Below are 24,794 nucleotides of genomic sequence, written 5' to 3'. Positions count from 1 at the left end.
TACTCAACTGTGCGGAGGTGGGACGACGAAATCGAATTCCAACGAATGACCGATTTCTGTCCCACTCTCTTTTGTTTTCTATTCTTAACTTCCCTAATTAAGGATCCATCTCATGGTTCCTAGTAGGACTTTGACAAAGAGGAACATAAAGAAGAGTTCCACCAGAAACCAGAGGCCTTTAAACAGATAAAGAATTGGCTTTATCATGAGCAGAACAAAAATTCCAAAAATCCATCTCATGGTCCACCCTCCATTTCTCACTTTTTTCTATTATACTCCTATTTATAGGCCCTGTCTAGAAACTACTACAAAACAAAAAGTCCCTTCTAGCAAGCTAGAAGGAACTTTTGTAAATCACAATTATTTAACTGCTTCTTTAAGAGCTTTACCAGCTTTGAATGCTGGAACTTTAGAAGCTGCGATTTTGATTTCTTTACCAGTTTGTGGGTTGCGACCTTTACGAGCTGCACGTTCACGAACTTCAAAGTTACCGAAACCGATCAATTGAACTTTTTCACCTTTTGAAAGGTATTCTGAAACAGCTGCAAATACAGCGTCAACTGCTGCTGCTGAGTCTTTTTTAGTCAATTCTGTAGCTTCTGCCACTTTTGCGATCAAATCTTGTTTGTTAGCCATTTAACAAATCCTCCAAATTTTTTTAGGCTTCATGCCTTAACAGTACTATAATATCTAAAAAAAGCCTTTAGGTCAAGTACTAAACCTGTTTTTTCAAACTTTTATTAGGCCTATTCGTAACGCACCAAAACTGCAAATGCATTCTCACCCGTATGGGTTTGAATAATGGATCCTGTTTCAAGAACAGGGATGGCTGTTTCAACGAGTGATTGCAACTGAGCCTTCATTTCATTGGCCCATTCTGCTGTTCCTGCATAAGAAATCCCGATTTCAGCGACCTTGCTACGAGATAATTTCTCAGTCAATTCATCCAACCACTTCTTAAAGGTCTTGTTACCGCGCCCTTTGACGATTGGTTCTAACTGACGATCCTTCATTTCCATCACGACACGAATATTGAGAAGAGAGCTCAAAAGTCCGGTAACACGGCCAATCCGACCACCTTTAACTAGATTTTCCAAGGTAGATACGCCGATATACAACTCTGTCTTTTCTTTGACTTCTTCGATGCGAGCCAAGACAGTGTCTAAATCAGCTCCTTCTTTGGCCAACTTGGCTGCTTCAACGACTTGGAACTTCATGGCTTGGTCTGTAAAGCCACTATCAATCACGGTCACATCTGCCCCTGACAAGGTTGCCCCTTGACGAGCTGCCTCTACTGTTCCTGACAAGGCATGAGACATGTGAATTGAAACAATGTGGGCTCCATCTGCAGCTAAGTTTTCATAAATCTCTGCAAAGACACCAACAGGAGGTTGGCTGGTCTTGGGTAGATTTTTGCTAGACTGCATTAAGCGCAGGAAATCCCCTTGGCCCAACTCACTGTCTGAATAAAGGACTCCATCTACCATCACAGAAAGTGGTACGATGCTAATCCCGTATTCTTCAACCACTTCTGGCTCGATAGTAATAGATGAGTCTGTAACTATTTTAATATTTGCCATATATTTTTATACTCTTCCTAAGAATGTTCTGCTTTCATTATATCAAAAAACACGGGGTTTTGCAGTGAAAGATAACCAACTCTGCGCTCTCAGTCGTCTGCAGCGGAGAAACCGGTATTGTGAAGGACATGATCTTGAACGATGCCCTTTTCATCAAGGAGTAGTCCATGGAGAACTCCGCCGTAAACCGCTCCTCCATCAACACCCATTTTCTGATCTGAAATCCAAAGATTTTCGGTACCAATTGGTTCATTGAGCAGTCCATAAACCGGTGTATGACCAAAGACGATCCATTTTCCTGTCTGATTCTCCGCTTCATGGAAGGGCTTGCGGATCCAGACCTTTTGGTAGTCACTGGTATCCCGCCAATTTTCAAGGGTTAAGTCCACCCCGGCATGGACAAAGTAATAGGTTTCTGTCTCATAATCAAAGGGCAAACTGCGGATGAAGGCCACCAAGTCAGGGACAGTGCTCTCTACTGCTTGCGCATCCGCAATCCCATCTACAGGAGCATCGAGTGGCCGGCCTAAAAGAGAATTAATAGTTGTATCGCCACCATTTCTTCGGTAGTGATCATAGCGCTCTTCTGGATTGTTCAACCAAGCTAAAAACATGTACTCATGGTTGCCAGAAAGACAAACTGCCCCATGATGATCTACGTAGTCTTTCACCAGCTCGACGGATCGTTTCCCATCTTCTCCCCGGTCGATCAAATCTCCTAAGAAGACTAATTGGGCTTTTCCGTCCCACTCTTTCATAAGCTCTTCGAGCATCTCTGCTTTCCCGTGAATATCTCCAACGACAAAGTATGTTGACATGATTACAAACCTTCTTTCTCTCTTAACGCTTGAGAAGTTGCTCTGCTTGTTGACGGGCAGCTTCCGTTAGATCCTCTCCTGCCAGCATCTTGGCAATTTCTTCGATTCGTTCCTCTCTATTGAGCAAACGTACAGTGGATACGGTTGAGTGTTCATCACTGATCTTTTCAATATAGAATTGATAATCTGCTGCAGCGATGACTTGAGGCAGGTGAGAAATGGCGAGCACTTGGCCATTTTGACCAATCTTATGAATTTTCGCTGCGATAGCTTGGGCCACGCGCCCAGAAACTCCTGTGTCCACCTCGTCAAAGACGATACTGGTTTTTCCTTCTTTTCGAGAAAAAGCCGACTTAATGGCCAACATCAAGCGTGATAATTCTCCACCAGATGCTACTTTAACGAGCGGTTTAAAGTCCTCACCTGGATTGGTCGAAATGTAAAATTCGACAGCTTCATTTCCCTCACGATTAAACTTAGCCTTGCTAAAGCGCACTTGGAAACGCGCCTTGTCCATGTAGAGGTCTGCCAATTCTTGCTGGATTTCATTTTCTAAAGCTTGGGCCAAGGCATGCCGCTGATCACTCAAATCTTGAGCCAAGGTGACCAAGCTCTTTTCTAGACGTTTGAGTTCTTTTTCCAAGTCCTCAGACGAGAGATCACTGCCGGTGAGGAGGCCATATTCTTTCGTGATTTGTGCCAGGTATTCCAAGACATCCTTGACTTGACCACCATACTTGCGCGTGATGGAGTGGATCAAATCCAAACGCGACTCCACCTGCATGAGACGATTGCCATCAAACTCCAGACCATCGACCACATCTTCTAAGCGCTTGGTAATATCCTCAAGGGCATAGAAGGTTTCAGCTAACTGGCTTGAGAGCTCTTTGTAGCTGGTATCATATTCTTCGATATTTTCCAAATCATTCATGGCTGAGCGAACATTGGCTAGACTCGAAAAATCTTCCGCATCCAGCATGGTATAAGCGTTGGTAAGGGTATCTGCGATCATTTTATGATTGAGCAGGCGTTGGCGTTCTTGCTCCAAACGCACATCCTCATCCACTTCCAAGGAAGCAGCCTCAATCTCCGCAATTTGAAACTCTAACATTTCAATACGGGCCTTGTTTTCCTGCTGGTTGCGCTGGAGTTCCACCACTTGTTTGCGCAGGCGTTTGTAGTCTTCAAAGGTCTGACGATACGCGTCTTTGGTTTGGAAAAAGGCTGCGTCTCCAAATTCATCTAGCATAGCGATATGCAATTGGGGTCGCATGAGTTCTTCCTGATCGTGTTGGCCGTGGATGTCCACCAAATGTTGACCGACTGCTTTTAAGACCGATAAATTCACCATTTGGCCATTGATCCGACTGACACTTCGTCCATTTTGCAGGATCTCTCGGCGGATGATCAACTCATCGGTCCACTCTAGTCCTTGTTCTTCAAAGAGCGCTGTCAAGTGGCGATTGCTCTCAACAGCAAATAGACCTTCGATTTCCGCTTTTGGGGCTCCGTGACGAATGACATCCGTCGTTGCGCGGCTTCCCAGCATCATATTCATGGCATCGATAATGATGGATTTCCCTGCACCTGTTTCCCCTGTCAGTACCGTCATTCCCCTTTCAAAATTTAAGGAAATCTCTTCGATAATAGCAAAGTTCTTAATCGAAATTTCTAACAACATAGGCTCTTACCACCCAAAGATTGATTTGAGGATATTCTCAGCCTCTGGTGCGGAATAAGCAATCAACAAAATCGTATCATCATCTGCGACAATACTAAAGATATGGTCCTTATAAATCTCCCGCAAGCGACGTTTGACTAAAGGCGCTGTCCCTGGAACCATAGTGAAATTGACATATTCTCCCATGCGACGATGAGACAAGATATTGCTTTCGATCATCCCGATCCCTTGGTGGTGCTTACGTGGCAATTCATAGACATAGGTCATGTCTTTCAGAGGGCGTTTAACGATGCCCAATTCTTTGATATCCCGTGACACCGTCGCTTGAGTTGCTGAGATGCCTTCTTCTTTTAAATGTTCGACGATCTCTTCTTGGGTTCCCACTTCATGATCACGAATGAAGCGACGAATTTTTTCTAATCTAATATTCTTACTCTTCATGTTTAAATTCCTTGTGTGCCAGCTCCACAACAGCCTCCAGCTGTTCTGTCGTTGGCTTTGTTTTTTCTTCTTTTTTTTCTAGATACATCAAAAATTCGATGTTGCCATGGCCTCCTTGGATAGGGGAATAATCCACTCCCATCACGGAAAAGCCATGTGTTTCTGCAAATGCAGCAACCTTTTCAAGGACTGCTAAATGAATCTTAGGATCCTTAATGATCCCATTTTTTCCGATCTGCTCGCGCCCTGCTTCAAACTGGGGTTTGACTAACGCAACCACTTGTCCATTATCTGCCAAAATCCTATGAAGGGCTGGCAGAATCAAGTCCAAGGAAATAAAGCTGACATCGATACTCGCAAAGCTCGGTGTCGCTTCAAAATCATCTGGCTCAGCATAGCGGAAATTGAACTGTTCCATTGAGACTACCCGAGGGTCATTGCGCAATTTCCAGGCCAACTGATTGGTCCCGACATCCACCGAAAAGACCTGGCTGGCTCCATTTTGCAGCATGACATCCGTAAAGCCACCTGTAGAAGCTCCAATATCAATCGCAATTTTATCCTCTACAGATAAACCGAATTGGTTCAGGGCTTTTTCTAATTTAAGACCGCCCCGGCTGACATATTTGAGCTTTTCGCCCTTTAGTTTCAACTCGGTTGCTTCATCAATTTTTTCACCCGGTTTATCGAAGCGCTCACCATTGATAACGGCAACGACAAGACCTGCCATCACCCCTCTTTTGGCTTGTTCGCGGGTATCAAATAGGCCTTGTTTATAGGCTAATACATCCACTCTTTCCTTAGCCATCTATTCGTAATCCTTCTATTAATTTCTTGATCGCTTGCGGATCAAAGTCGCAAGTAGCTGTAATCTGATCCAACAAATCTTCGCAAGCATCTAATTCACTTGTCAGCAAAGCTTTTGATTCTTCCAATCCCAACAAGACTGGATAGGTCGATTTTTCTGCTACTAAATCCTTTTGAGGGGTCTTGCCCAGAGCTTCAAAATCAGCGACCAAATCCAAAATATCATCCCGCACTTGAAAAGCCAGGCCTAATGTTTTCCCGATTTTATCTAAGAGCTGACCAATGTCTGCTTGCAACTCTAACATCAAACCTGCTGCGATGAAAGGATAGGCAAGGAGGCGTCCTGTCTTATTGGCATGGATGGTCTGCAATTCTGCTAGCGTGAGCTGTTTGTGCTCCCCTTCCATATCAAGGACTTGGCCAGCTACCATTCCACGACTTCCGGATGCATCCGACAATTCAAGGATCAAAGAGACCTTGACCGCATCAGGAAGGGCACTGGCAGCTATCATCCCAAAGGGATCAAGAAAAAGCGCATCCCCTGCTAAAATTGCCAGGTCTTCTCCGAATTTCTTGTGGTTGGTCAATTGCCCCCGACGGTAATCGTCATTGTCCATAGCCGGTAGATCATCGTGAATGAGGCTTCCTGTGTGGATCATCTCCAAAGCCCCCGCTACTTGAAAATGATCCTCTGTCAATTCCTGTCCAAAGGCCTCTAATAATTCTAGAAGGAGCAATGGGCGCAGGCGTTTTCCACCTGCCTGGATGGAATAAAGGACCGACTCCACTAAATGGGGTGCGATGGATTTTTCCTCATAAAAAGAGCGAACCGCTTGCTCTACTCTATTTCGTTTTTCTTCTTGTCTCATGCTAGATCCGCTTCAGTACCATCTGCTTGCATGACCTTAACCAAGGTTTTCTCTGCTTGATCCAAGGTATCTTGCAATTCTTTTGACAACTTCATTCCTTTTTGGAATTCAGAGATAGCTTCTTCAAGAGCTACATCTCCACTCTCCAATTTCTGGACGATGGCTTCCAAATCTGCTAAATTTTCTTCAAATTTCTTTTCTTTCGACATGTTTTACCTCTACTTCTAACTGGCCATCTCTCATGATGAGGGACAGCGGGTCTCCTTCTTTTACTTTTGCAACCGAATCCAAGACCTGATCGTCTTGCTTGACCATGGCATAACCACGCGCAATAATCCGACTGGTATCCAGCATCAAGAGGGCTTCTGATAAGCCTTGGACCTTGACCTTTTGCTCTTTTAGGACTTGTTCCATGCGGCTGGTTAAGATCCTCTTATCTTGGAGAACACGGTCTTGATAACGCTCGATACGATGCAATGGAGACATAGCTTCTAAGCGATGACGCAGACCTTGTAGCTGATTGGCCCCTTGTCCATAAGCATCCCGCATCCCTTGTTTCAAGCGCAATTGCAACTGGTCAATTTTTTGCAGGTAGCCATCATAGAGTCTTTCAGGCTGTCTAAAAATAACCGATTGACTTAATTTGGCCAAACGTTCACGATTATAGGCCAAACGATTGGACATAGCTGTTGCCATGCGATTCTCCTGCTTTTGTAAATGGGACAAGAGATCTAATTTAGTTACCGGAGTGGCTAATTCAGCTGCTGCTGTCGGAGTAGCGGCTCGTCGGTCCGCTACAAAATCGGCTAGAGTCGTGTCTGTCTCATGCCCGACACTGGAGATAATCGGGATCCGCGATTCAAAGATCGCACGCACTACCGCTTCTTCATTGAAGGCCCAGAGATCTTCAATTGAACCACCCCCACGACCGATAATCAAGACATCCAAATCATCCCGTTGGTTAGCCCTTTGAATATTAGCAACCACCTCACTAGCAGCTCCTTCACCCTGAACCTTGGTCGGGTAGAGCACGATGTCCACACCAGGAAAACGACGGCTCACCGTTGTGATAATATCGCGAATCACAGCCCCACTCTGACTAGTGACCACCCCGATCTTTCTTGGGAATTGTGGTAGAGCTTGCTTCCACCGATCCTGAAAAAGCCCTTCTTCGGTCAGCTTTTTCTTGAGTTGCTCAAACTGAATGGCTAAGGCCCCTACCCCATCTGGTTCCGCCTTTTCGATGACAATGGAATAACTCCCACTTGGCTCATAAAGTTGGATCCGACCAATGACATTGATTTTCATGCCTTCTTCTAGCTCAAAACCAAAACTCTTATAGATTCCAGCCCAAACAGTCGCCTGAATCACAGCCTTTTCATCCTTTAGAGAGAAATACTGGTGATTAGGACGCTTCCGAAAATTCGAAACCTGACCCGTCAAATAGACCCGCTCCAGATAGGGGTCCTTATCAAATTTTAATTTGAGGTATTTGGTCAGACTGGATACGGATAAATAGTTGGACATAGGAACTCCTTTCTGCAGAATATGATCAAGTTTAATTATACCAAAAAACACCAAAAAAGGCTGGCAGACAAAGCGAAATCATGAATTTCCTTTCTCCACAATCCTCATTTTATTCAAGTCACTTTCTACTGGTCTATTTTAAACCAGCTTCCTTATTTTTCACACTTCTCTAATCGTTCAATAAAGGAGCTAAGAAGTGCTTGGGGTTCCCCTTCATTTGGATAGGCATAACTAATATAGAAGACTGTTTTTTCCTCTTCAACCAGGGGAATTGTGACAAGATTTGGATATTCTGGAAAAAGAGTCAGAACGGTCATGAGGCCAGTTCCTAAAATTTTCTTCGATGAAGCTCAAAACCTATTTAGGATACAACAAAAAGACAAGTAATGCGACTTGTCTTTTCTTCTTTAGGAGATTTTTATATACCTATTTTTGATAGGTTTTTACAACTAAATCGACCCCTTCATCTGCTTTAAAGGTATAGACAGGGTTCTCAGTCCTTTCATAAAAGGTCATTGATAGAGTTTTACCATCCACGAATACTTCAATTGAGTTGGCATCTCGAAGAATCGAGAAATGATGATCCTTTTCACCATCCAACTGAATCCATCTCGATTGAAATGCTGGGCTTTCTTTTCCAGAAATGAGGTGTCCAAATCGGTCTCGACTCAAGCTAAAGCGTTTATTGGAGGCATCGTAAATCAATTGCAAGGCACTATCAACATCGGATTCATCCCCATATTTTAGGATAAAGGAGCGACCTGATTTGGAATCTATCTCAAACAAGGTTTGTTTCCCTCTAGCCGGGATCATGATCTGATTGCCCTTAACAGTGGTTTCTGGTGCATTCTCTACAAGAAAGTGACTTTTCACAGACTCAGGTAATTCCTGAACCAATCTTCCGTCTCTCAAACCTAATTTTCTAGGAACCGTCATGCTTCCTGCCCAACCATGACCTAAGTCATGACTAGGGATGGAACGTTGCCACATTTGCATCCAAGCAACCATGTATCGTTCGCCATTTTGTCCTTGACAAGTTTGAGGAGCATAGAAGTCCAAGCCACCATCAATTTCATCATAGGAATCGACAAAAAACTGACCCGTTTCCCAATTCATATCACCGATAAAGGCAACAGTCGAATTTAAATTCCAGTATTTTTCTTGCTGTCTTTCCATTTCAATGGGAGACAGAATCAAGACCCATTTACCATCTAAGGGGAAGAAATCCGGACATTCCCACATGATACCTTGCCCTTTTTCACCTTCCAGTAAGACTGATTTAAAGCTCCAGTCCTCTAGATTACTTGACGCAAACAAGAGAATTTGTCCTCGATCATCTACTGTTTTGGAAGCAACTACAGTATAATAGCTTCCTTGGTATTCAAAGACTTTGGGATCACGAAAATCAGCAATATCTGCGATACCCTCAATATGCTGCACATGAATCACTGGGTTGGCTGGCAATTTTGCGAAAGTAACTCCATCCGTTGAAACTGCCAGACACTGAGTTTCTTCGCGCTTCTCCTCATCATCTATATGACCAGTATAAAGCAAATAGAGCTTGTCATCTTTCACAATAGCACTACCCGAGAAACAACCATCCTTATCATAGTTTTCACTTGGTGCTAAAGCTACTGGTAATTCTTCCCAATGGAGGAGATCTTTTGACTTGGCATGCCCCCAATGCATGGGACCCCAAACACTATCATAGGGATAGAATTGGTAAAACAAATGGTATTCCCCACGGAAATAAACAAAGCCATTAGGATCGTTCATCCAGCCAATTGGAGGTAGTAAGTGAAAGGTTCCTCTATATTGCTGGTCAACCTTCTCCCTGTTTTCATCGATATACTGATTCGCTTTTCGAATAGTTTCCTTCATACTGAACACCTACTTAATACCTGTTCCAGACCCACCTAAACCTTGAATAATATATTTTTGTGCTACGATATATACTAGAATAAGTGGAATTGTAGAAATTGTCAAAACAGCCATCACTTGATTAATATAAACTGGTTGAGTTGTATTAATAGTTGTAATCGCTACCTGCATTGAAAATTTTGAAGAATCTGTTAACACCATCAACGGCCAGATATAATCATTCCAACTAGAAATAAAGGAAAGAACACCGACTGTGGCAACTGCTGGTTTCGACATCGGCAACATAATCTTGAAAAAGATCCGCAAGATACTTGCACCATCTATTTTTGCTGATTCGATAATTTCTTCTGGAATGGCAATAAAGAAGTTTCGGAAAAGATAGATATTAAAGACACTAGCTAATCCAGGGATAATAACCGCTAAACGATTATTGACTAAGCCAAGTGAATTAATAATTGTAAATTGAGGAATCAACACTGTTTCCATCGGAATGATTAACAAGGCCAATAAAAAGCCAAACAGAATTTTTTTACCTGTAAAATTTATTTTTGCAAATGCAAATCCCCCTAAGGCATTAACAATAATAGAGCCAAGTGCAAATGTTCCTGCATAAAAAATACTGTTCCCCAGGTATGTTAGAATACTAAAACGTGAAAGAACTTCTTGGTATGGTTTAAACCAATCAGCTGGATTTAAACTAGGTAAGAATGCTTTCCAACTTGTTAAATTCTTGTACACATCTGCTTCTGGTTTCATAGCTGAAACCACCATCCAGATCATAGGAAATAGAAAGAGGCCTGCTAATAGAATTAATAAAATATATTCTAAAATAGAAGTCGGTTTTAAACGTTTCATCCTAATCGTCCTCCTTCAAAACTCGCCGTTGTACAAGACTGATCATACCAATCAATGTTGTAAATACTAAGGCAATAGAACTTGAATAACCAACGAGACGGTCTGTGAAACCTTGTTGGTAAATATAATATACCATTGTAATTGTTGAGTTTAGTGGTCCACCTTGAGTCATGACCATTGGTTGCACAATCAATTTAAAGGCTGAAATCAACGTTGTCAATAGAACAAACAAGGCCGTTGGTTTCAATAAAGGCATTGTGATGTATCTGAATTGAGCCCATTTTGAAAATCCATCTAACTCAGCAGCTTCATAGATATCTTGTGGAATATTTTGCATTCCTCCAAGGAACAACAACATTTGATATCCTGCTCCTTGCCATGCAGAAACAAAGACAATCGCATACATGGCCTGTTTTGGACTTGTCAAGAATGGTTGGGATGAGATACCAATTTTATTCAGTAGGGCATTGAGCAAACCATTATTTGGATTTAACAAGTATAGCCAAAGGATAGAGATAACCACGAGAGACATCACAACAGGAGCAAAGAATGCTACCTTAAAGAACATGTTTCCTTTACGTTTCTTATTTACGATTAAAGCCATACCAAGGGCTGCCCCAAGTTGTACTGGAATAATCCAAACAACAAATTTCAAGGTATTCAAGAAGCTTTTTATAAAGATCGGATCTTGTGCTAAGCGCATGAAATTTTGTAGCCCTACAAATTTTCTGTCCTCTGGGGTCAATAGGTAATAATCTGTAAAGGCATAATAGATGACCATACCAACAGGTATCACCAAAAAGATAAAAAGTAATACTAAGGCTGGAGCTAAAAAGCTATAGCCCATAATATTTTCTTTAAGACGTTCTTTCTTTTTTGTTTCGACTTTCTTTGTTTCGCTCATTGTTCGTCTCCTAAGATGAAATCATTAAATAAAATAAGGTGGAAGGTTCATTTCATAACTTTCCTTCCACCTTTTGAATATCAACTATTTATTTAAAGATTGGTCGATTGCTGTTTGCATTTCTTTCGTACGAGCATCTAATACTTTTTGTACATCTGGATTATCTTTATAATAGCTGATATCTTGCATCGCTTGTTGGAAAGCGCGTGAAACTTGTGGATAAGCTACTACAACAGGACGAGGATGGGCTGATACAGCATTTTGTTCCATCAAGAAGCGCAATGGTTCAGATACTTTATCCTTAATATTTTTAATTGTTGATTTTCTGATTGGAAGAACACTGTTCCCCAAGCTTATAATTTCACTAGATTCTGTATTTGTTGCAAACTTAACAAATTCAGCAGCAGCTTCTTTTTTATCAGATTTTGTTGTAACAGCTAATTGCCAACTACCTGAAGGTGAGACCAATTTCTTCGTTTTATCTGAAACTGGATAAGGAAGAATACCAAAATCAATATCTTTGTAATTTGTTTGTAGATCCCCAATCGTCCAAGACCCGCTTAGAACCATCGGATACTCACCTGTTTCAAATCCTTTTTCAACAGGACTAACTGTAGTGTAATCCTCTTTTACTAGATTTTGAATAAATTGAACAGCTTCAACACTTTCCTTACTATTGAAGTAACCTTCAGCTTTTGTTCCTTTAGAATTTACAACAGAACCACCATTTGACCAAATAAGAGGCATATAAGCATATGGTAACATCTCATCATTTGAATTCAAACGGAAATCGATTGCTGGTTTATTAAAATGATCTTTTAATTTCTTAGCAATGGCATTAAACTCAGACCAGGTCCATGGCTTTTCAAGGGTTGGCAAACTCGCTTCATCAATCCCAGCTTCCTTAAACATCTTCTTGTTATAGTATACACCTACATTTGATTCAGAAAAACCAAATGCATAGAATTTACCATCATAAGTTCCCTGTTGTTTAATACTGTCCAGTACATCATCCATGTCATTGTCCTTTAGATAATCATCCAAGGGAGCAATCACTTTTGATTTTGCATAGGCAGCAGTGTTTGGTCCATCTAGCGTAATAACATCTGGTAAACTATTTGTCGTAACAGCAGCATTGACCTTATCTTCATATCCTCCACCGCTACCACTACGTGGAATATATTCTGTCACAACCTTGTATTTGGTTTTCTTTGACTTGTTGAAATTATCAACAACTTGTTGCCAAGCTTTTCCCTCAGCTGTTTCATCTGAGAATTGAACCCAGACTTTTATTTCGTCCGAAGAACTTGCAGTTTTGGATTTTGATCCCCCACCACATCCTGCAAGCAATCCTAATGATAGTGCTGCAACTACAGATAACTTAATACCTTTACGCATAGCGTCCTCCTTTTTGAAACGTTTCATTTTTTATTGATTTTTTTAACCCAAACTAAATAGTTGAGTTTTTTGAAACGTTTCATTTTATGACTAAATTATAACAGCGCTTTCATAACTTGTCAAGCACTTTTTATAATTTTTTTGTTGTGTTTCCTTCAAAAAAATGTACCGGTAAACTAATGACATTCTGATCTATTTTTTCTTCACGAATTAATTTAAGCAATAGTTCAACTGCTGCTTGAGCCATCTGAGCTATTTGTTGAACAATCGTAGAAAGTAAGTAAGGTTGATCAAAAGCTGGTCTTAATCCATCAAAACCAATAATCTGATAATCTTCTAGAGGAGTTTTTCCCATCTCCCCTAAAACTTTTATCACACGAAGGGCCATAAAATCATTTACTGTGAAAATCCCATCAATCTGAGGATGCTTTTCAAAAAAGGTTCTTATTTGCTCTTCTGCTTGATTCAGTGGTTCCGGCATTTCAAGACAATAAAGGTTCGTATTTATCTGTTTAGCCTCTGCTTTGAAACCTCTCCCCCGTTCCGTTGTTTCATTCAAATGTTTATTCACACCACTAATGTATGCTAAATTTTGACAATCGCGTTTGACTAATTCGCGACAAGCCAGTTGACCACCATGAAAATTTTCAGAAGTTACGTAATAGACATTTTCAGAAAAATGACGGTCAATACTAACAAAAGGTAAATTAGAGGAGATATACTTATCGATATCTGAATAGGTGATCCCAATGATCCCATCTACCTTATTTTTTTCAAGTAATTTTATGTACTCTATCTCGTTTTGAGCATCTTTATCTGCATTACAAATCAATAATTTACATTGATTTTTCAATAATTCCTTTTCTACATGATAAGCAAACTCAGAAAAGAATGGATGCCAAATGGTTGGAATGAGTAAAGCGATAATATTACTACGATTCGTTTTTAAACCTCTCGCATATTCATCTGGCACATAAGAAAGTTTTTCAATCGCTTGTTGAACTTTTTTTAAGGTCACCTCTTTAATGCCTTTTTCGTTATTGATAACACGAGAGACTGTCCCAACACTAACTCCAGCTTCTGCTGCAACATCTTTCATGGTAATCGATTTTTTTTTGCTCATTCATTTTTCACCTCCTTTCATCCATACTATCATGAAAACGTTTCATTTTCAACATTTTCGTTTAAATTGTCACTCCACTTCTTCATCCATTTGGGAATTTCTTTGCTAATGCTTGTCGGTAAAACCACATAAGCCTCCTTGCTCAAGTCTTCAGCAATCGCTGAATGGAGGTAGGTAGCGACCACCACGCGCTCATAGAGACTGACCTGTGGAAATTGACCTGCAAACCCCGCGATCATCCCTGCCAAGGTATCTCCCATGCCACCTGTTGCCTGGTAAGGACCACCAACATCTAGCTGATAGCCCACTTCTTGCCCACTTGTCCAAATTCTTGTGTGGGGCCCCTTTTCTACTATGACAGTTCCTTCAGGAAAGTTCTGTACTGCTCTTTGGCTCTTCTCTTCTGTCTGGCTTGCTAGTTCAAGTCCCGATAGTTTTTCCCATTCTTTTTGATGGGGGGTAAAGACCAACTGAGCTTCTGGCAAGTCAAATTGAGAGGTTGCAAAAAGACTAATAGCACCTCCATCTAAAATCAGAACCTGATGCCTAGAGACCTGCTCAAAAATCATTTGTAAGACTCCTTGGTTTTCATTAGATTCCTTTAAGCCCGGCCCTACTAGAATCACGCTAGCTTTTTGCACTTGCTCACAAAGGAGTTCATGATCCGCTAGATCAAAGCCCATGGCTTCAGGAAGATGGCTATGAAGGGCCGACAGATTGTCAGCATCTGTTGCAACAGTGATCAAACCCGCCCCACTATGAACCGCAGCGATCGCTGCCATAATGATGGCTCCCCCATAGGGATAGGTTCCTCCAATCAGGAGCAGACGACCAAAATCTCCCTTATATGACGTCATTGGGCGCTTCACAATGACGCGCTGGATCTCTTCTTTCTGAACTCTTTTCATACCTTCCTCATTTCTAGCGAAAAAGGAGAAGCCACGACTCCCCCTCCTTCTTTTATTTTCCTCTAAATTCTGCGAAGACTTGCAAGATCTTAGCAGCAACAGCTTGTGGTTGATTTTGTTTGGCCACTAATTGATCATCAGCGTAAGGCCGAAGGGATGGAAAATCACCAATTTGAATCGCATAGAGAGCTTTTTCAAAGAGCTCAATATCGTTTTGATCATTGCCAAAAGCCACGAAATTTTCCCCACAGAGTTCTTCGACCGTCGTCGCTTTATGTGTGTCTGCTGGATTAAGATAGATGCATTTTTCATGCGCATGATAGCGAATATGGGCCTTATCCGTCTTTTCGATCCGTTCAATGATCTCATCCACGAGTTCTTCATGACCACCCATATAGATCACGACTTTAATCGGGTCCGTCAGGTCTTCTAACGAACGGTACTGAGCTTTCTTGAGGGGATCCACATTTGCAATAAAAGGAATCTTTTCTAAAATCTGACCACTATAATCAAAGGTATCGTCCACAAAAAATGGTAGATTGTAATGGCGACAAAAACCAAGGACTTCTCGATAAACATCCTTGTCCAATTGATCCTCATAAACCAGTTGGCCCTGACGATAAGCTAGCCCGCCATTTAAGCCAATCACGAGTTGCTGACTCAATTGATCCCCTAAAAGGCCTAAACAATCCCGATAAGAACGCGCAGAAGCAAAAGCGACTTCATGGCCAAATTCTTCTGCTCTCAATAAGACCTGTTTGATTTCATCATCGATGGTAAGACCATCGAATGACAAGGTTCCATCTAAATCAAAGACAAACTTCATCTCGTTCACACTTTCATTTTTTTAAGGTACGAACAGCTGCTTCGTAGGTTTGCTCCATCAACATGGTAACGGTCATAGGACCAACTCCTCCTGGTACTGGAGTAATGTGACTAGCTAGGGGTGCAACAGAGTCAAAATCGACATCCCCACATAATTTGCCATCTTCATCGCGATTCATCCCGACGTCAATGACCACTGCGCCTTCTTTCACGAAGTCTGCTGTTACAAATTTCGCACGACCGATCGCAACAACCAAGATATCCGCTCTTCTAGCAATTTTAGGCAGATGATGGGTCCGGGAATGGGTCAAGGTCACCGTCGCATTTTTTGCGAGGAGCAACTGCGCCATGGGTTTCCCAACAATATTGGAACGACCAATCACGACCGCTCGCTTCCCTTCCAGATCAATCCCGTACTCTTTGAACATCTCCATGATCCCAGCTGGGGTAGAAGGAACCATGAGGGGATTGCCAGCCCATAAACGTCCCATATTCAATGGATGAAAGCCATCTACATCCTTTGTCGGATCTATGGCTAAAAGGACCTCATCCGCATCGATATGCTTAGGAAGGGGCAACTGCACCAAAATCCCATGCCATAGAGGATCTTGATTGTATTGTTCAATCACTTCTAATAATTCATCTTGGCGAATGTTTTCAGGAAGTCGTCTCACCTCACTGCGAAAACCTGCCGCAATAGCAGATCGTTCTTTATTTCTTACATAGATCTTACTGGCTGGATTATCTCCTACCACGATCACAACAAGACCAGGTACCAGTCCTGTCTCTTCTTTTAATCGTGCTGTTTTCTCAGCGATCTCACCCTGTAATTTTAAAGCGAGCGCCTTCCCATCAATGATTGTCGTCATGTCAATTCTCTTTCTAGTCAAGTAATGAAAATATTTCTCTCTATTATAGCAGATTTCATCTCTCAAACCTAACTGTTCCTATTTAGAATTTCCTATAGACGAAAACTATATCCAGGTAGACAAAAAATGAGCTTGAGACCACCCCAAACTCATCCACTAACCTGCTTAGTAAAGCAATTCATAAATTTCCATTGCAATTAAATCAATGCTATCAAAGGTATAGGTTTCACGTGCTTCAACATCACGAAGGGTAAAGGTTGAACCTTCTTCTTCATTGTGATTGTATGCTACTTCCGCGACAACAACACCGTCACGTTCAAAATTACGTTTTAAGTTTCCACCGTCTTTTGTCATCGTCTCCAAACGGTTGATAATCCGTACTAAATGTGATTCCATTTTATTTCTCCTCTTTACTTTCTACTCCTCTATTTTATCATAAAAGAGAAAGCTCTTCCAATAAAAATTCACATTTTTCCATCGATTTACTTTCTTATCCATTCTTCAGCATCAATCCGTAGCAAATTCTTGCAAACTTCTAGAATACTGATATAATGAAACTATAAATCTTTGACTATTTTTGACCTTTTAAAAATAGGCTATTCTCTTGATGGAAGACCATCAAAACCCTACTGTGAGGTGTGTATATGCTTTGTCAAAATTGTAAAATAAATGAATCAACCATCCATTTATATACAAATGTAAATGGACGTCAGCAGCAAGTAGACCTCTGTCAAAATTGCTATAAAATTATGAAAACAGACCCAAATAACAGCTTCTTGAAAGGTATGACCCAACGGAGTCAACTGACTGGAGACCCTTTCGAAGATTTCTTTAATAACCTTGGAAACTTCCAAAGTCCGCAAGAACCCCAAACACCTCCAACTCAATCTGGAGGAAATTATGGAGGTGGTGGCTACGGCCAAAACAATAACCGTGGTGGCGGTCAAGACCCTCGTCAAGCCCGTCCTCAAAAGCCAAAAGGGCTTTTAGAAGAGTTTGGAATCAATGTCACAGAGATTGCCCGCAAAGGGGATATTGACCCTGTCATCGGCCGTGATGAAGAAATTATCCGTGTCATCGAAATCCTCAATCGTCGAACCAAGAATAACCCTGTTCTGATTGGAGAACCTGGGGTCGGAAAAACTGCTGTTGTAGAAGGCTTGGCCCAAAAAATCGTCGATGGCGATGTTCCTCATAAATTGCAAGGTAAGGAAGTCATTCGCTTAGACGTTGTCAGCCTGGTTCAAGGAACTGGTATCCGGGGCCAATTTGAAGAGCGCATGCAACAATTGATGGAGGAAATCCGTCGCTGTGAAGATGTGATTTTGTTTATCGATGAGATCCATGAAATTGTCGGTGCTGGATCTGCTGGAGACGGCAATATGGATGCTGGAAATATCCTCAAACCAGCCCTCGCTCGTGGCGAATTGCAATTAGTCGGTGCGACTACCCTCAATGAATACCGAATTATCGAAAAGGATGCAGCCCTTGAACGCCGGATGCAACCCGTTAAGGTCGATGAACCAACGGTGGAAGAAACCATCACCATCCTCAAAGGCATCCAAAAGAAATACGAAGACTACCACCACGTCCACTACACCGATGGTGCAATCGAAGCTGCGGCGCTTCTTTCCAATCGCTATATCCAAGACCGCTTCTTGCCAGACAAGGCCATTGACCTCTTGGACGAAGCCGGCTCTAAGATGAATTTGACCCTGAATTTTATCGACCCTAAAGTCATCGACCAGCGCTTGGTTGAAGCAGAAAATCTTAAAGCCCAGGCGACGCGCGAAGAAGATTTTGAAAAAGCCGCTTACTTCCGTGACCAGATTGCAAAATACAAGGAAATGCAAGGACAACAGGTTACTGATCAGGAGACTCCTGTCATCAGCGAAAAAACCATTGAACATATCGTTGAACAAAAGACCAATATTCCTGTTGGTGATTTGAAAGAAAAAGAGCAGTCCCAATTGATCAATCTAGCTTCTGATTTAAAAGCCCATGTCATCGGCCAAGATGACGCAGTGGATAAAATCGCAAAAGCTATTCGACGCAATCGTGTCGGTCTTGGATCACCAAATCGTCCCATCGGAAGCTTCCTTTTTGTCGGACCAACCGGTGTCGGGAAGACCGAATTGTCAAAACAATTGGCGATTGAACTCTTTGGCACTGCAGATAATATGATCCGCTTTGATATGAGCGAATACATGGAAAAACACAGCGTGGCAAAACTAGTCGGAGCACCTCCAGGCTATGTTGGCTACGATGAAGCTGGACAACTGACTGAAAAAGTTCGTCGCAATCCATACTCTCTCGTTTTGCTAGATGAAGTTGAAAAAGCCCATCCAGATGTTATGCACATGTTCCTGCAAGTCTTGGATGATGGTCGTTTGACAGATGGTCAAGGCCGTACGGTTAGCTTTAAAGATACCATTATCATCATGACCTCTAATGCTGGAACCGGCAAGGCTGAAGCCAATGTTGGCTTTGGAGCAGCTCGCGAAGGGCGAACCAACTCTGTTCTTGGAGAACTCGGTAACTTCTTTAGCCCTGAATTCATGAACCGTTTTGATGGGATCATTGAATTCCAACCTCTATCAAAAGAAAATCTGCTTCAAATCGTTACCCTTATGCTGGATGAAGTCAACCAACGTCTTGCACAAAATGAGATCCATTTAGATGTAACAGATAAAGTCAAAGAAAAACTAGTCGATCTGGGTTACGATCCTAAAATGGGGGCGCGCCCACTCCGTCGCACCATTCAAGACCATATCGAAGATACTATTACTGATTTTTACTTGGAACATCCAAGTGAGAAACAACTCAAGGCCGTTATGACCAGCAATGGAAATATTAGTATTAAATCGGTTTCTAAGACAGTTGAAAAGACAGAAGAATAATCATCCAAATTATGAAAGAATGAGGCTGAAAAATCCAGTCTCATTCTTTTTTCTCTCCAGATTTTTGCTAAAAAATATGATATAATGATCAAAAAAACAAGAAAAGAGAAAACCATGACCATTCCAAGTTTTGGTGAAAAGAAAAATGATGTGACCTACGTCCATCGCTATGGTGTCTACGCTGTTATTCCTAATAAAGATAGAGATCAGATCATTCTCGTACAAGCTCCTAACGGGGCCTGGTTCTTACCAGGTGGCGAAATCGAAAAGGGAGAAGATCACCTGCAAGCTCTTAAACGGGAACTGATTGAAGAATTAGGCTTTACTGCTATCTTAGGTCAATACTATGGCCAAGCAGACGAGTACTTCTATTCTCGCCACCGCGATACCTACTACTATAATCCTGCCTATATTTATGAAGTCGTTGACTACACAGAAGCTCAAAAACCACTGGAAGATTTTAACAATCTCTCTTGGTTCCCAGTAGAGGAAGCTATTGAAAAACTGAAACGAGGAAGCCATAAATGGGGCATTGAACAGTGGAAAATTGCCCATAAAAACTAAAGGAATTCTTTCACAAAATAAAAAAAAGTGCTATAATAAATGAAGATAGAGGTCAGGAGGAACTCATATGAAGCTCATTAATACCACCAATAGTCATGCTACCTTGGTTAAAAATCAACTTGCTAGTACTGACGCCTTGCTTGTCGAGGTTTATTCCGCTGGCAATACTGATGTTATTTTTACACAAGCCCCAACCCACTATGAATTGTTAATCAGCAACAAACACCGGGCTATTCGTGAAAACGAAGTTGAAAAAATTCGTGAGTTCTTTTTGAAACGTAAGATTAATCTTCAACTCATTGACCAATCTGCTATTAAGACCCTCTACTCTGATAAACTGATCGAAATTTCTTTCCCAATTGCTAAGTAAGGTGCTTCTACCTTACTTTTTTCTTTGCTGTTTTTTTCAAAAAAAATCCGTTCATCTCAATCATGAGATGAACGGATTCTTTATTTCTGATAGATCATTTTTACGTGAGGGGTAGAAGCCAAGATAAAGGGCTCGCTCACCGTATGAAAACCTAGCTTTTCATACAAGCCAACCACCTGTTCTTGGGCCTCAATTTCAATGGTCCGTCCAGGAAATCTCTGTTCACACAGGTCCAAAATCTGCTCTACCATGTCTTTTCCCAGTCCTTGACCACGACTGTCTTTTGCCACAGCGACTCGACCAAAATGAATCGTCGACCCTGTCTCAAAGATACGTGCATAGGCATCCACGCGTCCTTCCTCATCTTGATGAAAAAGGTGAATAGCTCCAAGATCAATAGCGTCAAGACCATTGTAGATTCTTGTCTGTTCCACGACAAAGGTCTCCAAACGCAATTGAACGATCTCGTAAAACTCTTTCAGTTCTAATTCTTTAAATTCTTTCTGGTACCACATCAGTTCCTCTTTATTGAAAAGTCGCAAGGAGACTTTCTCCCTGCGATTTTTCACATCTTATTATTTAGATTCAAATCCTTCTGCTACTGCATCCGCAAAGTTTTCTTCGACGATGCTTGCACAGTGATCGCAGATGGTTGCGTTATAGCTACGTCCTGCTGTACTTGGATCAATGCGACGGCAACGGTCACAAACTTCGCCAGTTGCACGTTCAACAGTGAAGGCAACATCTTCGAAGGCCACTGCACCTTCTGGAGCTGAACCTTCTGCAATGGTCAATTCTGAGACAATCAAGAGTTGAGCAACATTACTATCTACTGCTCCAAGAAGTGTTTTCACTACTTCATTAGGATAAACTGTCAAATGAGCTTCAAGAGATTTACCGATCACTTTTTCATTACGTGCTTCTTCCAAAGCCTTTTGAGCTTGTCCACGGAAGTCCATAAAGGCTGACCAGGCATCCAAGATTTCATCTTGATTCGCAAATGTTTGTGCTTCTGGCAATTCTGACAATTGAACAAAGTCTTCTGCTTCAAACTCAAGGTATGACCAGATTTCTTCAGCAGTGTGAGGAAGAATTGGTGTCAAGAGTTTTGTGATTTTTACAAGGATATCATAGAAGACAGTTTGCATTTGACGGCGTTCTAGTGACTTAGCTCCTTCGATGTAAACAACATCTTTGGCAAAATCAAGGTAGAAGGCTGACAGATCAACATTGATAAAGTTAACCAAAGCCTTATAAATCGTCAAGAATTCGAAGTTTGCATAAGCATCAAGAATAGTCTTAACAAGTTGGTTAAAGCGGATGGTCATGTACTTATCAACAGAACGAAGTTCTTCATAAGCGACTGCATCCTCAGCTGGGTTAAAGTCAGATGTGTTAGCAATCAAGAAACGAAGGGTGTTACGGATCTTACGGTAAGTTTCAGAAACTTGACTCAAGATATCCATAGAGATCCGTACGTCGTTACTTGAGTCTACACTGGTTACCCAGAGACGTAAGATTTCTGCACCAAATTGTTTTTCAACATCACTTGGAGCAATGGTGTTTCCAAGAGATTTCGACATCTTCTCACCTTTACCATCCAAAGCAAAACCTTGCGACAAGATTTGTTTGTATGGTGCAACCCCTTGGTTAGCCACAGATGTGATGAGAGATGAGTTGAACCAACCACGGTATTGGTCAGAACCTTCTAGGTAGAGGTCTGCTGGATATTTAAGTTCAGGGCGATTAACCACGACACCATTCCATGATGAGCCGGAGTCGAACCATACATCCATGATGTCTGTTTCTTTCTTGAACTCACCGTTTGGTGAACCTGGATGGGTAAATCCTTCTGGCAAGAGGTCTTTAGCATCACGTTCCCACCAGATGATGGAACCATGTTCTTCAAAGAGTTGTGCTACATGCTCGATGGTTTCAGCTGTCATGATTGGTGTGCCGTCTTCTGCGTAGAAGATTGGAAGAGGAACTCCCCAAGCACGTTGACGTGAGATGACCCAGTCACCACGGTCACGAATCATATTGTACAGACGGACTTTCCCCCACTCTGAATGGAACTTGACTTTTTCAATTTCGTCCAAGATTTCTTGACGGAATTTAGATACTGAGGCAAACCATTGAGGCACGGCACGCCAGATGATTGGTTTTTTCGTACGCCAGTCAAATGGGTAGGAGTGAGAGATTTCTTCTTGAGCAAGAAGTAAATCACCAAGTTTTTCAATAACCGTTGGCACAACCTTGTCGTAGAATTGACCTTCGAACTCTGCACCAGCATTGGCCATCATGATCCCGCGTTCGTTAACAGTGACTGCGACTTCAAGTCCGTTTGCAATACCGACATTGTAGTCATCCTCACCAAAACCAGGGGCTGTATGGACGATACCTGTACCGGAGTCTGTTGTAACGTGATCACCAAGGATAACGAGTTCATCTACTGCGGTATCCCATGGGTGCTCTGTCACGATGTGGTTCAATTCTGAACCACGGTAAGTAGCCAACACTTGAACATCTGCCCAGCCAAATTTTTCAGACAAACTGCTCAACAATTCTGAAGCGACCACAAACTTACGAGCTTCGCCAGCTGGTTGCACCAAGACATAATCAATATCTGCACCAACAGTCAACCCGCGAGAAGCCGTGATGGTAAATGGAGTTGTTGTCCAAACAACAATGTAAGTATCAGTGTCTAGGACACCTTTGCCATCTTTAACCTTGTTGGCATAGTAAAGTGAAGTTGATACCAAGTCGTGGTATTCAATTTCCGCTTCAGCAAGCGCTGACTCAGATGACCAAGACCAGTAAACAGGCTTGGCTCCACGGTAGATATAGCCCTTGTTAGCCATTTCACCGAAGACGCGGATTTGCGCTGCTTCATAGTCAGGCGTCAAGGTTACATAAGGATTTTCCCAGTCCCCAGAAACACCCAAGCGTTTGAAGTCTTCGCGTTGTTTATCTACTTGAGAAAGAGCGTATTCACGACAAAGTTTCAAGTACTCGACCAAATCCATTTCTTTGCGTTTAACACCTTGTTTTGCCAAGACTTGCTCGATTGGCAAACCGTGAGTATCCCAACCTGGAATGTAAGGTGCGTAGAATCCTGACATAGATTTAGAACGAACAATGATATCTTTTGAAATCTTGTTCATAGCATGTCCTACGTGGATATTTCCGTTGGCATACGGAGGGCCATCATGCAAGGTGAAATGAGGTTTTCCTTGGTTCAATTCTTGACGGCGTTGGTAAAGCTTTGCTTCATCCCATTCTTTTTGCCATACTGGTTCTTTTGTGGGAAGACCTGCCCGCATTGGGAATTCTGTCTTACCTAAATTCAAAGTCTCTTTGAGTTTCATGGAGTCTCCTATAAAAAATAATCATACAAAATAAAAGACCACGACCTCGCCAAAAAGGACGACAAGTCGTGGTACCACCTTCATTCAAGAAAGAGAATCCTCTCTTTCTCCTCTTTTGTCGCTAACGCTGACCAGCGTTAGTGGTTACTCGTTTCACCACTAAGATTTGTAAAAGGATCAATCCTATCAAAGGAAGTACAGGTCTTCCACCATCACCTGCTCGCTAAAACTATTTGATAAGATCACTGTTTTTACAGATTATAAAATTGAAACAGATTCCCGTTGTTCTTCCACTTCTGGATCATCGATATTAGCAACTTGAGGAGTTTCTACAACAAGATCATCAATAGAATCTTCTTCTACATGACTTTTTTCTGCTTCTTCTAAGGCAGATTGAACTTTTTCATTCAAACCTTCAAACGCTTGTGTAGCACCCAATTCTAAGTTAGCTGCTTCAATGCGTTTTTGTAATTCTTCGATTTCAGCCGGAGTAAATTGACGAGTCAAGTCAATGTTATCATCTTCTGCATGATGATGAACAGACTCACCCAATGCTTTTTCAACAATTTCACGGAAAGCTTCATCGCTAGTTTGAATATACATGGCTGTTGGACGAAGAATTTCATCCCATTCAGGCGTGTCAATAATGCTCAATTGACTCTCGATAGTTGATTTCAAACGTTGATGGAAGACGCGTGTCTTGTTCTTTAATTCCTCTGTTTCAACAGCAACTTTCTTTGCATTATCGGTTGCATGGCGAAGAATTTCATTTGCCTTTTGTTTTGCTTCATCAACTAGGTGTTGTGCATCTTGCTCCGCTTGACGAACGATCGTTTCTGAGCGTTCATTTGCTGCATGTTTTACACGTTCAGCAGTATCTTGCGCAATCAAAACAGATTGGCTCAATGAATCTTTCATTTCATCGAAATAGTTTAGGCGTTCTTCAAGAGCTTGAATTTTTGCTTTTTGATCATGATTCAAACGAACAAGATCTTCATAATCGCTAACAACGATATTCAGAAATTCTTCAACTTCGTTCGCATCATAACCTCTAAATTTAACGCCAAATTTTTTATCTTTAATTTCTAAAGCAGTAAGAGCCATAA

24 protein-coding genes and 1 other annotated feature are annotated in these 24,794 nt (G+C 41.7%); of the genes, 3 read left to right on the top strand and 21 right to left on the bottom strand.

Going from position 1 to position 24,794, the window contains the following annotated elements:
• Positions 1–360: 360 nt before the first annotated feature.
• The 18 genes from QM830_RS00450 to QM830_RS00365 all read right to left on the bottom strand — a co-directional run bounded on the left by QM830_RS00450 (position 361) and on the right by QM830_RS00365 (position 16,882).
• Positions 361–636: an HU family DNA-binding protein gene (locus QM830_RS00450; protein WP_003006038.1), complete on the bottom strand. Its 276-nt coding sequence runs from the start codon at positions 634–636 to the stop codon at positions 361–363.
• Between the two features lie 110 nt (positions 637–746).
• A complete protein-coding gene (locus tag QM830_RS00445; RefSeq protein WP_414325079.1) occupies positions 747–1,580 on the bottom strand; it encodes a DegV family protein in 834 nt (277 codons plus the stop codon).
• Positions 1,581–1,669: 89 nt separating this feature from the next.
• Complete coding sequence (locus QM830_RS00440) at positions 1,670–2,398, bottom strand: metallophosphoesterase (RefSeq protein ID WP_414325078.1); 729 nt, start codon at positions 2,396–2,398, stop codon at positions 1,670–1,672.
• 22 nt (positions 2,399–2,420) lie between these two features.
• The gene (recN, locus tag QM830_RS00435; RefSeq protein ID WP_414325077.1) at positions 2,421–4,079 is read right to left on the bottom strand and encodes a DNA repair protein RecN; all 1,659 of its coding nucleotides are present in this window, start codon (positions 4,077–4,079) and stop codon (positions 2,421–2,423) included.
• 6 nt (positions 4,080–4,085) lie between these two features.
• The gene (locus QM830_RS00430) at positions 4,086–4,520 is read right to left on the bottom strand and encodes an arginine repressor (RefSeq protein WP_003012247.1); all 435 of its coding nucleotides are present in this window, start codon (positions 4,518–4,520) and stop codon (positions 4,086–4,088) included.
• Positions 4,510–5,328, bottom strand: coding sequence for a TlyA family RNA methyltransferase (locus tag QM830_RS00425; RefSeq protein ID WP_414325076.1), 819 nt, complete (start codon positions 5,326–5,328; stop codon positions 4,510–4,512). Before QM830_RS00425 ends, QM830_RS00430 begins: the two co-directional genes overlap by 11 nt.
• On the bottom strand, positions 5,321–6,196 hold the full coding sequence (locus QM830_RS00420; protein ID WP_414325075.1) for a polyprenyl synthetase family protein: 876 nt from the start codon (positions 6,194–6,196) through the stop codon (positions 5,321–5,323). The genes QM830_RS00425 and QM830_RS00420 overlap by 8 nt, the downstream gene beginning before the upstream one ends.
• Positions 6,193–6,405 (bottom strand): exodeoxyribonuclease VII small subunit, encoded by a 213-nt coding sequence (locus QM830_RS00415; RefSeq protein WP_009732418.1) that lies wholly within the window; start codon positions 6,403–6,405, stop codon positions 6,193–6,195. The genes QM830_RS00420 and QM830_RS00415 overlap by 4 nt, the downstream gene beginning before the upstream one ends.
• Positions 6,383–7,723: an exodeoxyribonuclease VII large subunit gene (xseA, locus tag QM830_RS00410; protein ID WP_414325073.1), complete on the bottom strand. Its 1,341-nt coding sequence runs from the start codon at positions 7,721–7,723 to the stop codon at positions 6,383–6,385. Before xseA ends, QM830_RS00415 begins: the two co-directional genes overlap by 23 nt.
• 426 nt (positions 7,724–8,149) lie before the next feature.
• On the bottom strand, positions 8,150–9,604 hold the full coding sequence (locus QM830_RS00405) for a glycoside hydrolase family 32 protein (RefSeq protein ID WP_414325071.1): 1,455 nt from the start codon (positions 9,602–9,604) through the stop codon (positions 8,150–8,152).
• A 9-nt stretch (positions 9,605–9,613) separates the two neighbouring features.
• On the bottom strand, positions 9,614–10,459 hold the full coding sequence (locus QM830_RS00400) for a carbohydrate ABC transporter permease (protein WP_009732414.1): 846 nt from the start codon (positions 10,457–10,459) through the stop codon (positions 9,614–9,616).
• A gap of 1 nt (position 10,460) precedes the next feature.
• The gene (locus QM830_RS00395) at positions 10,461–11,363 is read right to left on the bottom strand and encodes a carbohydrate ABC transporter permease (protein ID WP_009732413.1); all 903 of its coding nucleotides are present in this window, start codon (positions 11,361–11,363) and stop codon (positions 10,461–10,463) included.
• 84 nt (positions 11,364–11,447) lie between these two features.
• The gene (locus tag QM830_RS00390; RefSeq protein WP_009732412.1) at positions 11,448–12,761 is read right to left on the bottom strand and encodes an ABC transporter substrate-binding protein; all 1,314 of its coding nucleotides are present in this window, start codon (positions 12,759–12,761) and stop codon (positions 11,448–11,450) included.
• A gap of 130 nt (positions 12,762–12,891) precedes the next feature.
• Positions 12,892–13,884, bottom strand: a complete 993-nt coding sequence (locus tag QM830_RS00385) for a LacI family DNA-binding transcriptional regulator (protein ID WP_414325068.1) — start codon at positions 13,882–13,884, stop codon at positions 12,892–12,894.
• 29 nt (positions 13,885–13,913) lie between these two features.
• Positions 13,914–14,792, bottom strand: coding sequence for an NAD(P)H-hydrate dehydratase (locus QM830_RS00380; protein ID WP_414325066.1), 879 nt, complete (start codon positions 14,790–14,792; stop codon positions 13,914–13,916).
• A 52-nt stretch (positions 14,793–14,844) separates the two neighbouring features.
• On the bottom strand, positions 14,845–15,618 hold the full coding sequence (locus QM830_RS00375) for an HAD-IIB family hydrolase (RefSeq protein WP_414325064.1): 774 nt from the start codon (positions 15,616–15,618) through the stop codon (positions 14,845–14,847).
• Positions 15,619–15,631: 13 nt separating this feature from the next.
• A complete protein-coding gene (locus QM830_RS00370; RefSeq protein WP_414325062.1) occupies positions 15,632–16,486 on the bottom strand; it encodes a bifunctional methylenetetrahydrofolate dehydrogenase/methenyltetrahydrofolate cyclohydrolase in 855 nt (284 codons plus the stop codon).
• Positions 16,487–16,651: 165 nt separating this feature from the next.
• Positions 16,652–16,882 (bottom strand): DUF1797 family protein, encoded by a 231-nt coding sequence (locus tag QM830_RS00365; protein WP_003005989.1) that lies wholly within the window; start codon positions 16,880–16,882, stop codon positions 16,652–16,654.
• Between the two features lie 248 nt (positions 16,883–17,130).
• On the opposite strand from QM830_RS00365, the gene QM830_RS00360 reads away from it, so the two are divergent.
• From QM830_RS00360 to QM830_RS00350, 3 genes are all read left to right on the top strand, one after another.
• Positions 17,131–19,386 (top strand): AAA family ATPase, encoded by a 2,256-nt coding sequence (locus tag QM830_RS00360; RefSeq protein ID WP_414325060.1) that lies wholly within the window; start codon positions 17,131–17,133, stop codon positions 19,384–19,386.
• A gap of 114 nt (positions 19,387–19,500) precedes the next feature.
• A complete protein-coding gene (locus QM830_RS00355; RefSeq protein ID WP_009732406.1) occupies positions 19,501–19,950 on the top strand; it encodes an NUDIX hydrolase in 450 nt (149 codons plus the stop codon).
• A 67-nt stretch (positions 19,951–20,017) separates the two neighbouring features.
• Positions 20,018–20,320, top strand: coding sequence for a DUF1827 family protein (locus QM830_RS00350; protein WP_009732405.1), 303 nt, complete (start codon positions 20,018–20,020; stop codon positions 20,318–20,320).
• An 80-nt stretch (positions 20,321–20,400) separates the two neighbouring features.
• Here the strand turns inward: QM830_RS00350 and QM830_RS00345 are convergent, their stop codons facing one another.
• From QM830_RS00345 to QM830_RS00335, 3 genes are all read right to left on the bottom strand, one after another.
• On the bottom strand, positions 20,401–20,835 hold the full coding sequence (locus QM830_RS00345) for a GNAT family N-acetyltransferase (RefSeq protein ID WP_414325058.1): 435 nt from the start codon (positions 20,833–20,835) through the stop codon (positions 20,401–20,403).
• 60 nt (positions 20,836–20,895) lie between these two features.
• Positions 20,896–23,688: an isoleucine--tRNA ligase gene (gene ileS / locus QM830_RS00340; protein WP_414325056.1), complete on the bottom strand. Its 2,793-nt coding sequence runs from the start codon at positions 23,686–23,688 to the stop codon at positions 20,896–20,898.
• A gap of 51 nt (positions 23,689–23,739) precedes the next feature.
• Positions 23,740–23,956: a binding site (T-box leader), on the bottom strand.
• A complete protein-coding gene (locus QM830_RS00335) occupies positions 23,947–24,792 on the bottom strand; it encodes a DivIVA domain-containing protein (protein ID WP_009732401.1) in 846 nt (281 codons plus the stop codon). (Overlaps the previous feature by 10 nt.)
• Positions 24,793–24,794 lie beyond the last annotated feature (2 nt).

The sequence above is a fragment of the Streptococcus sp. OMI750 genome (genome assembly GCF_047463895.1).
In the GTDB taxonomy this organism is placed as follows: domain Bacteria; phylum Bacillota; class Bacilli; order Lactobacillales; family Streptococcaceae; genus Streptococcus.
The sequence above is the reverse complement of the archived record's forward strand: the minus strand, read 5'-3'. Positions and strand labels throughout refer to the sequence as shown.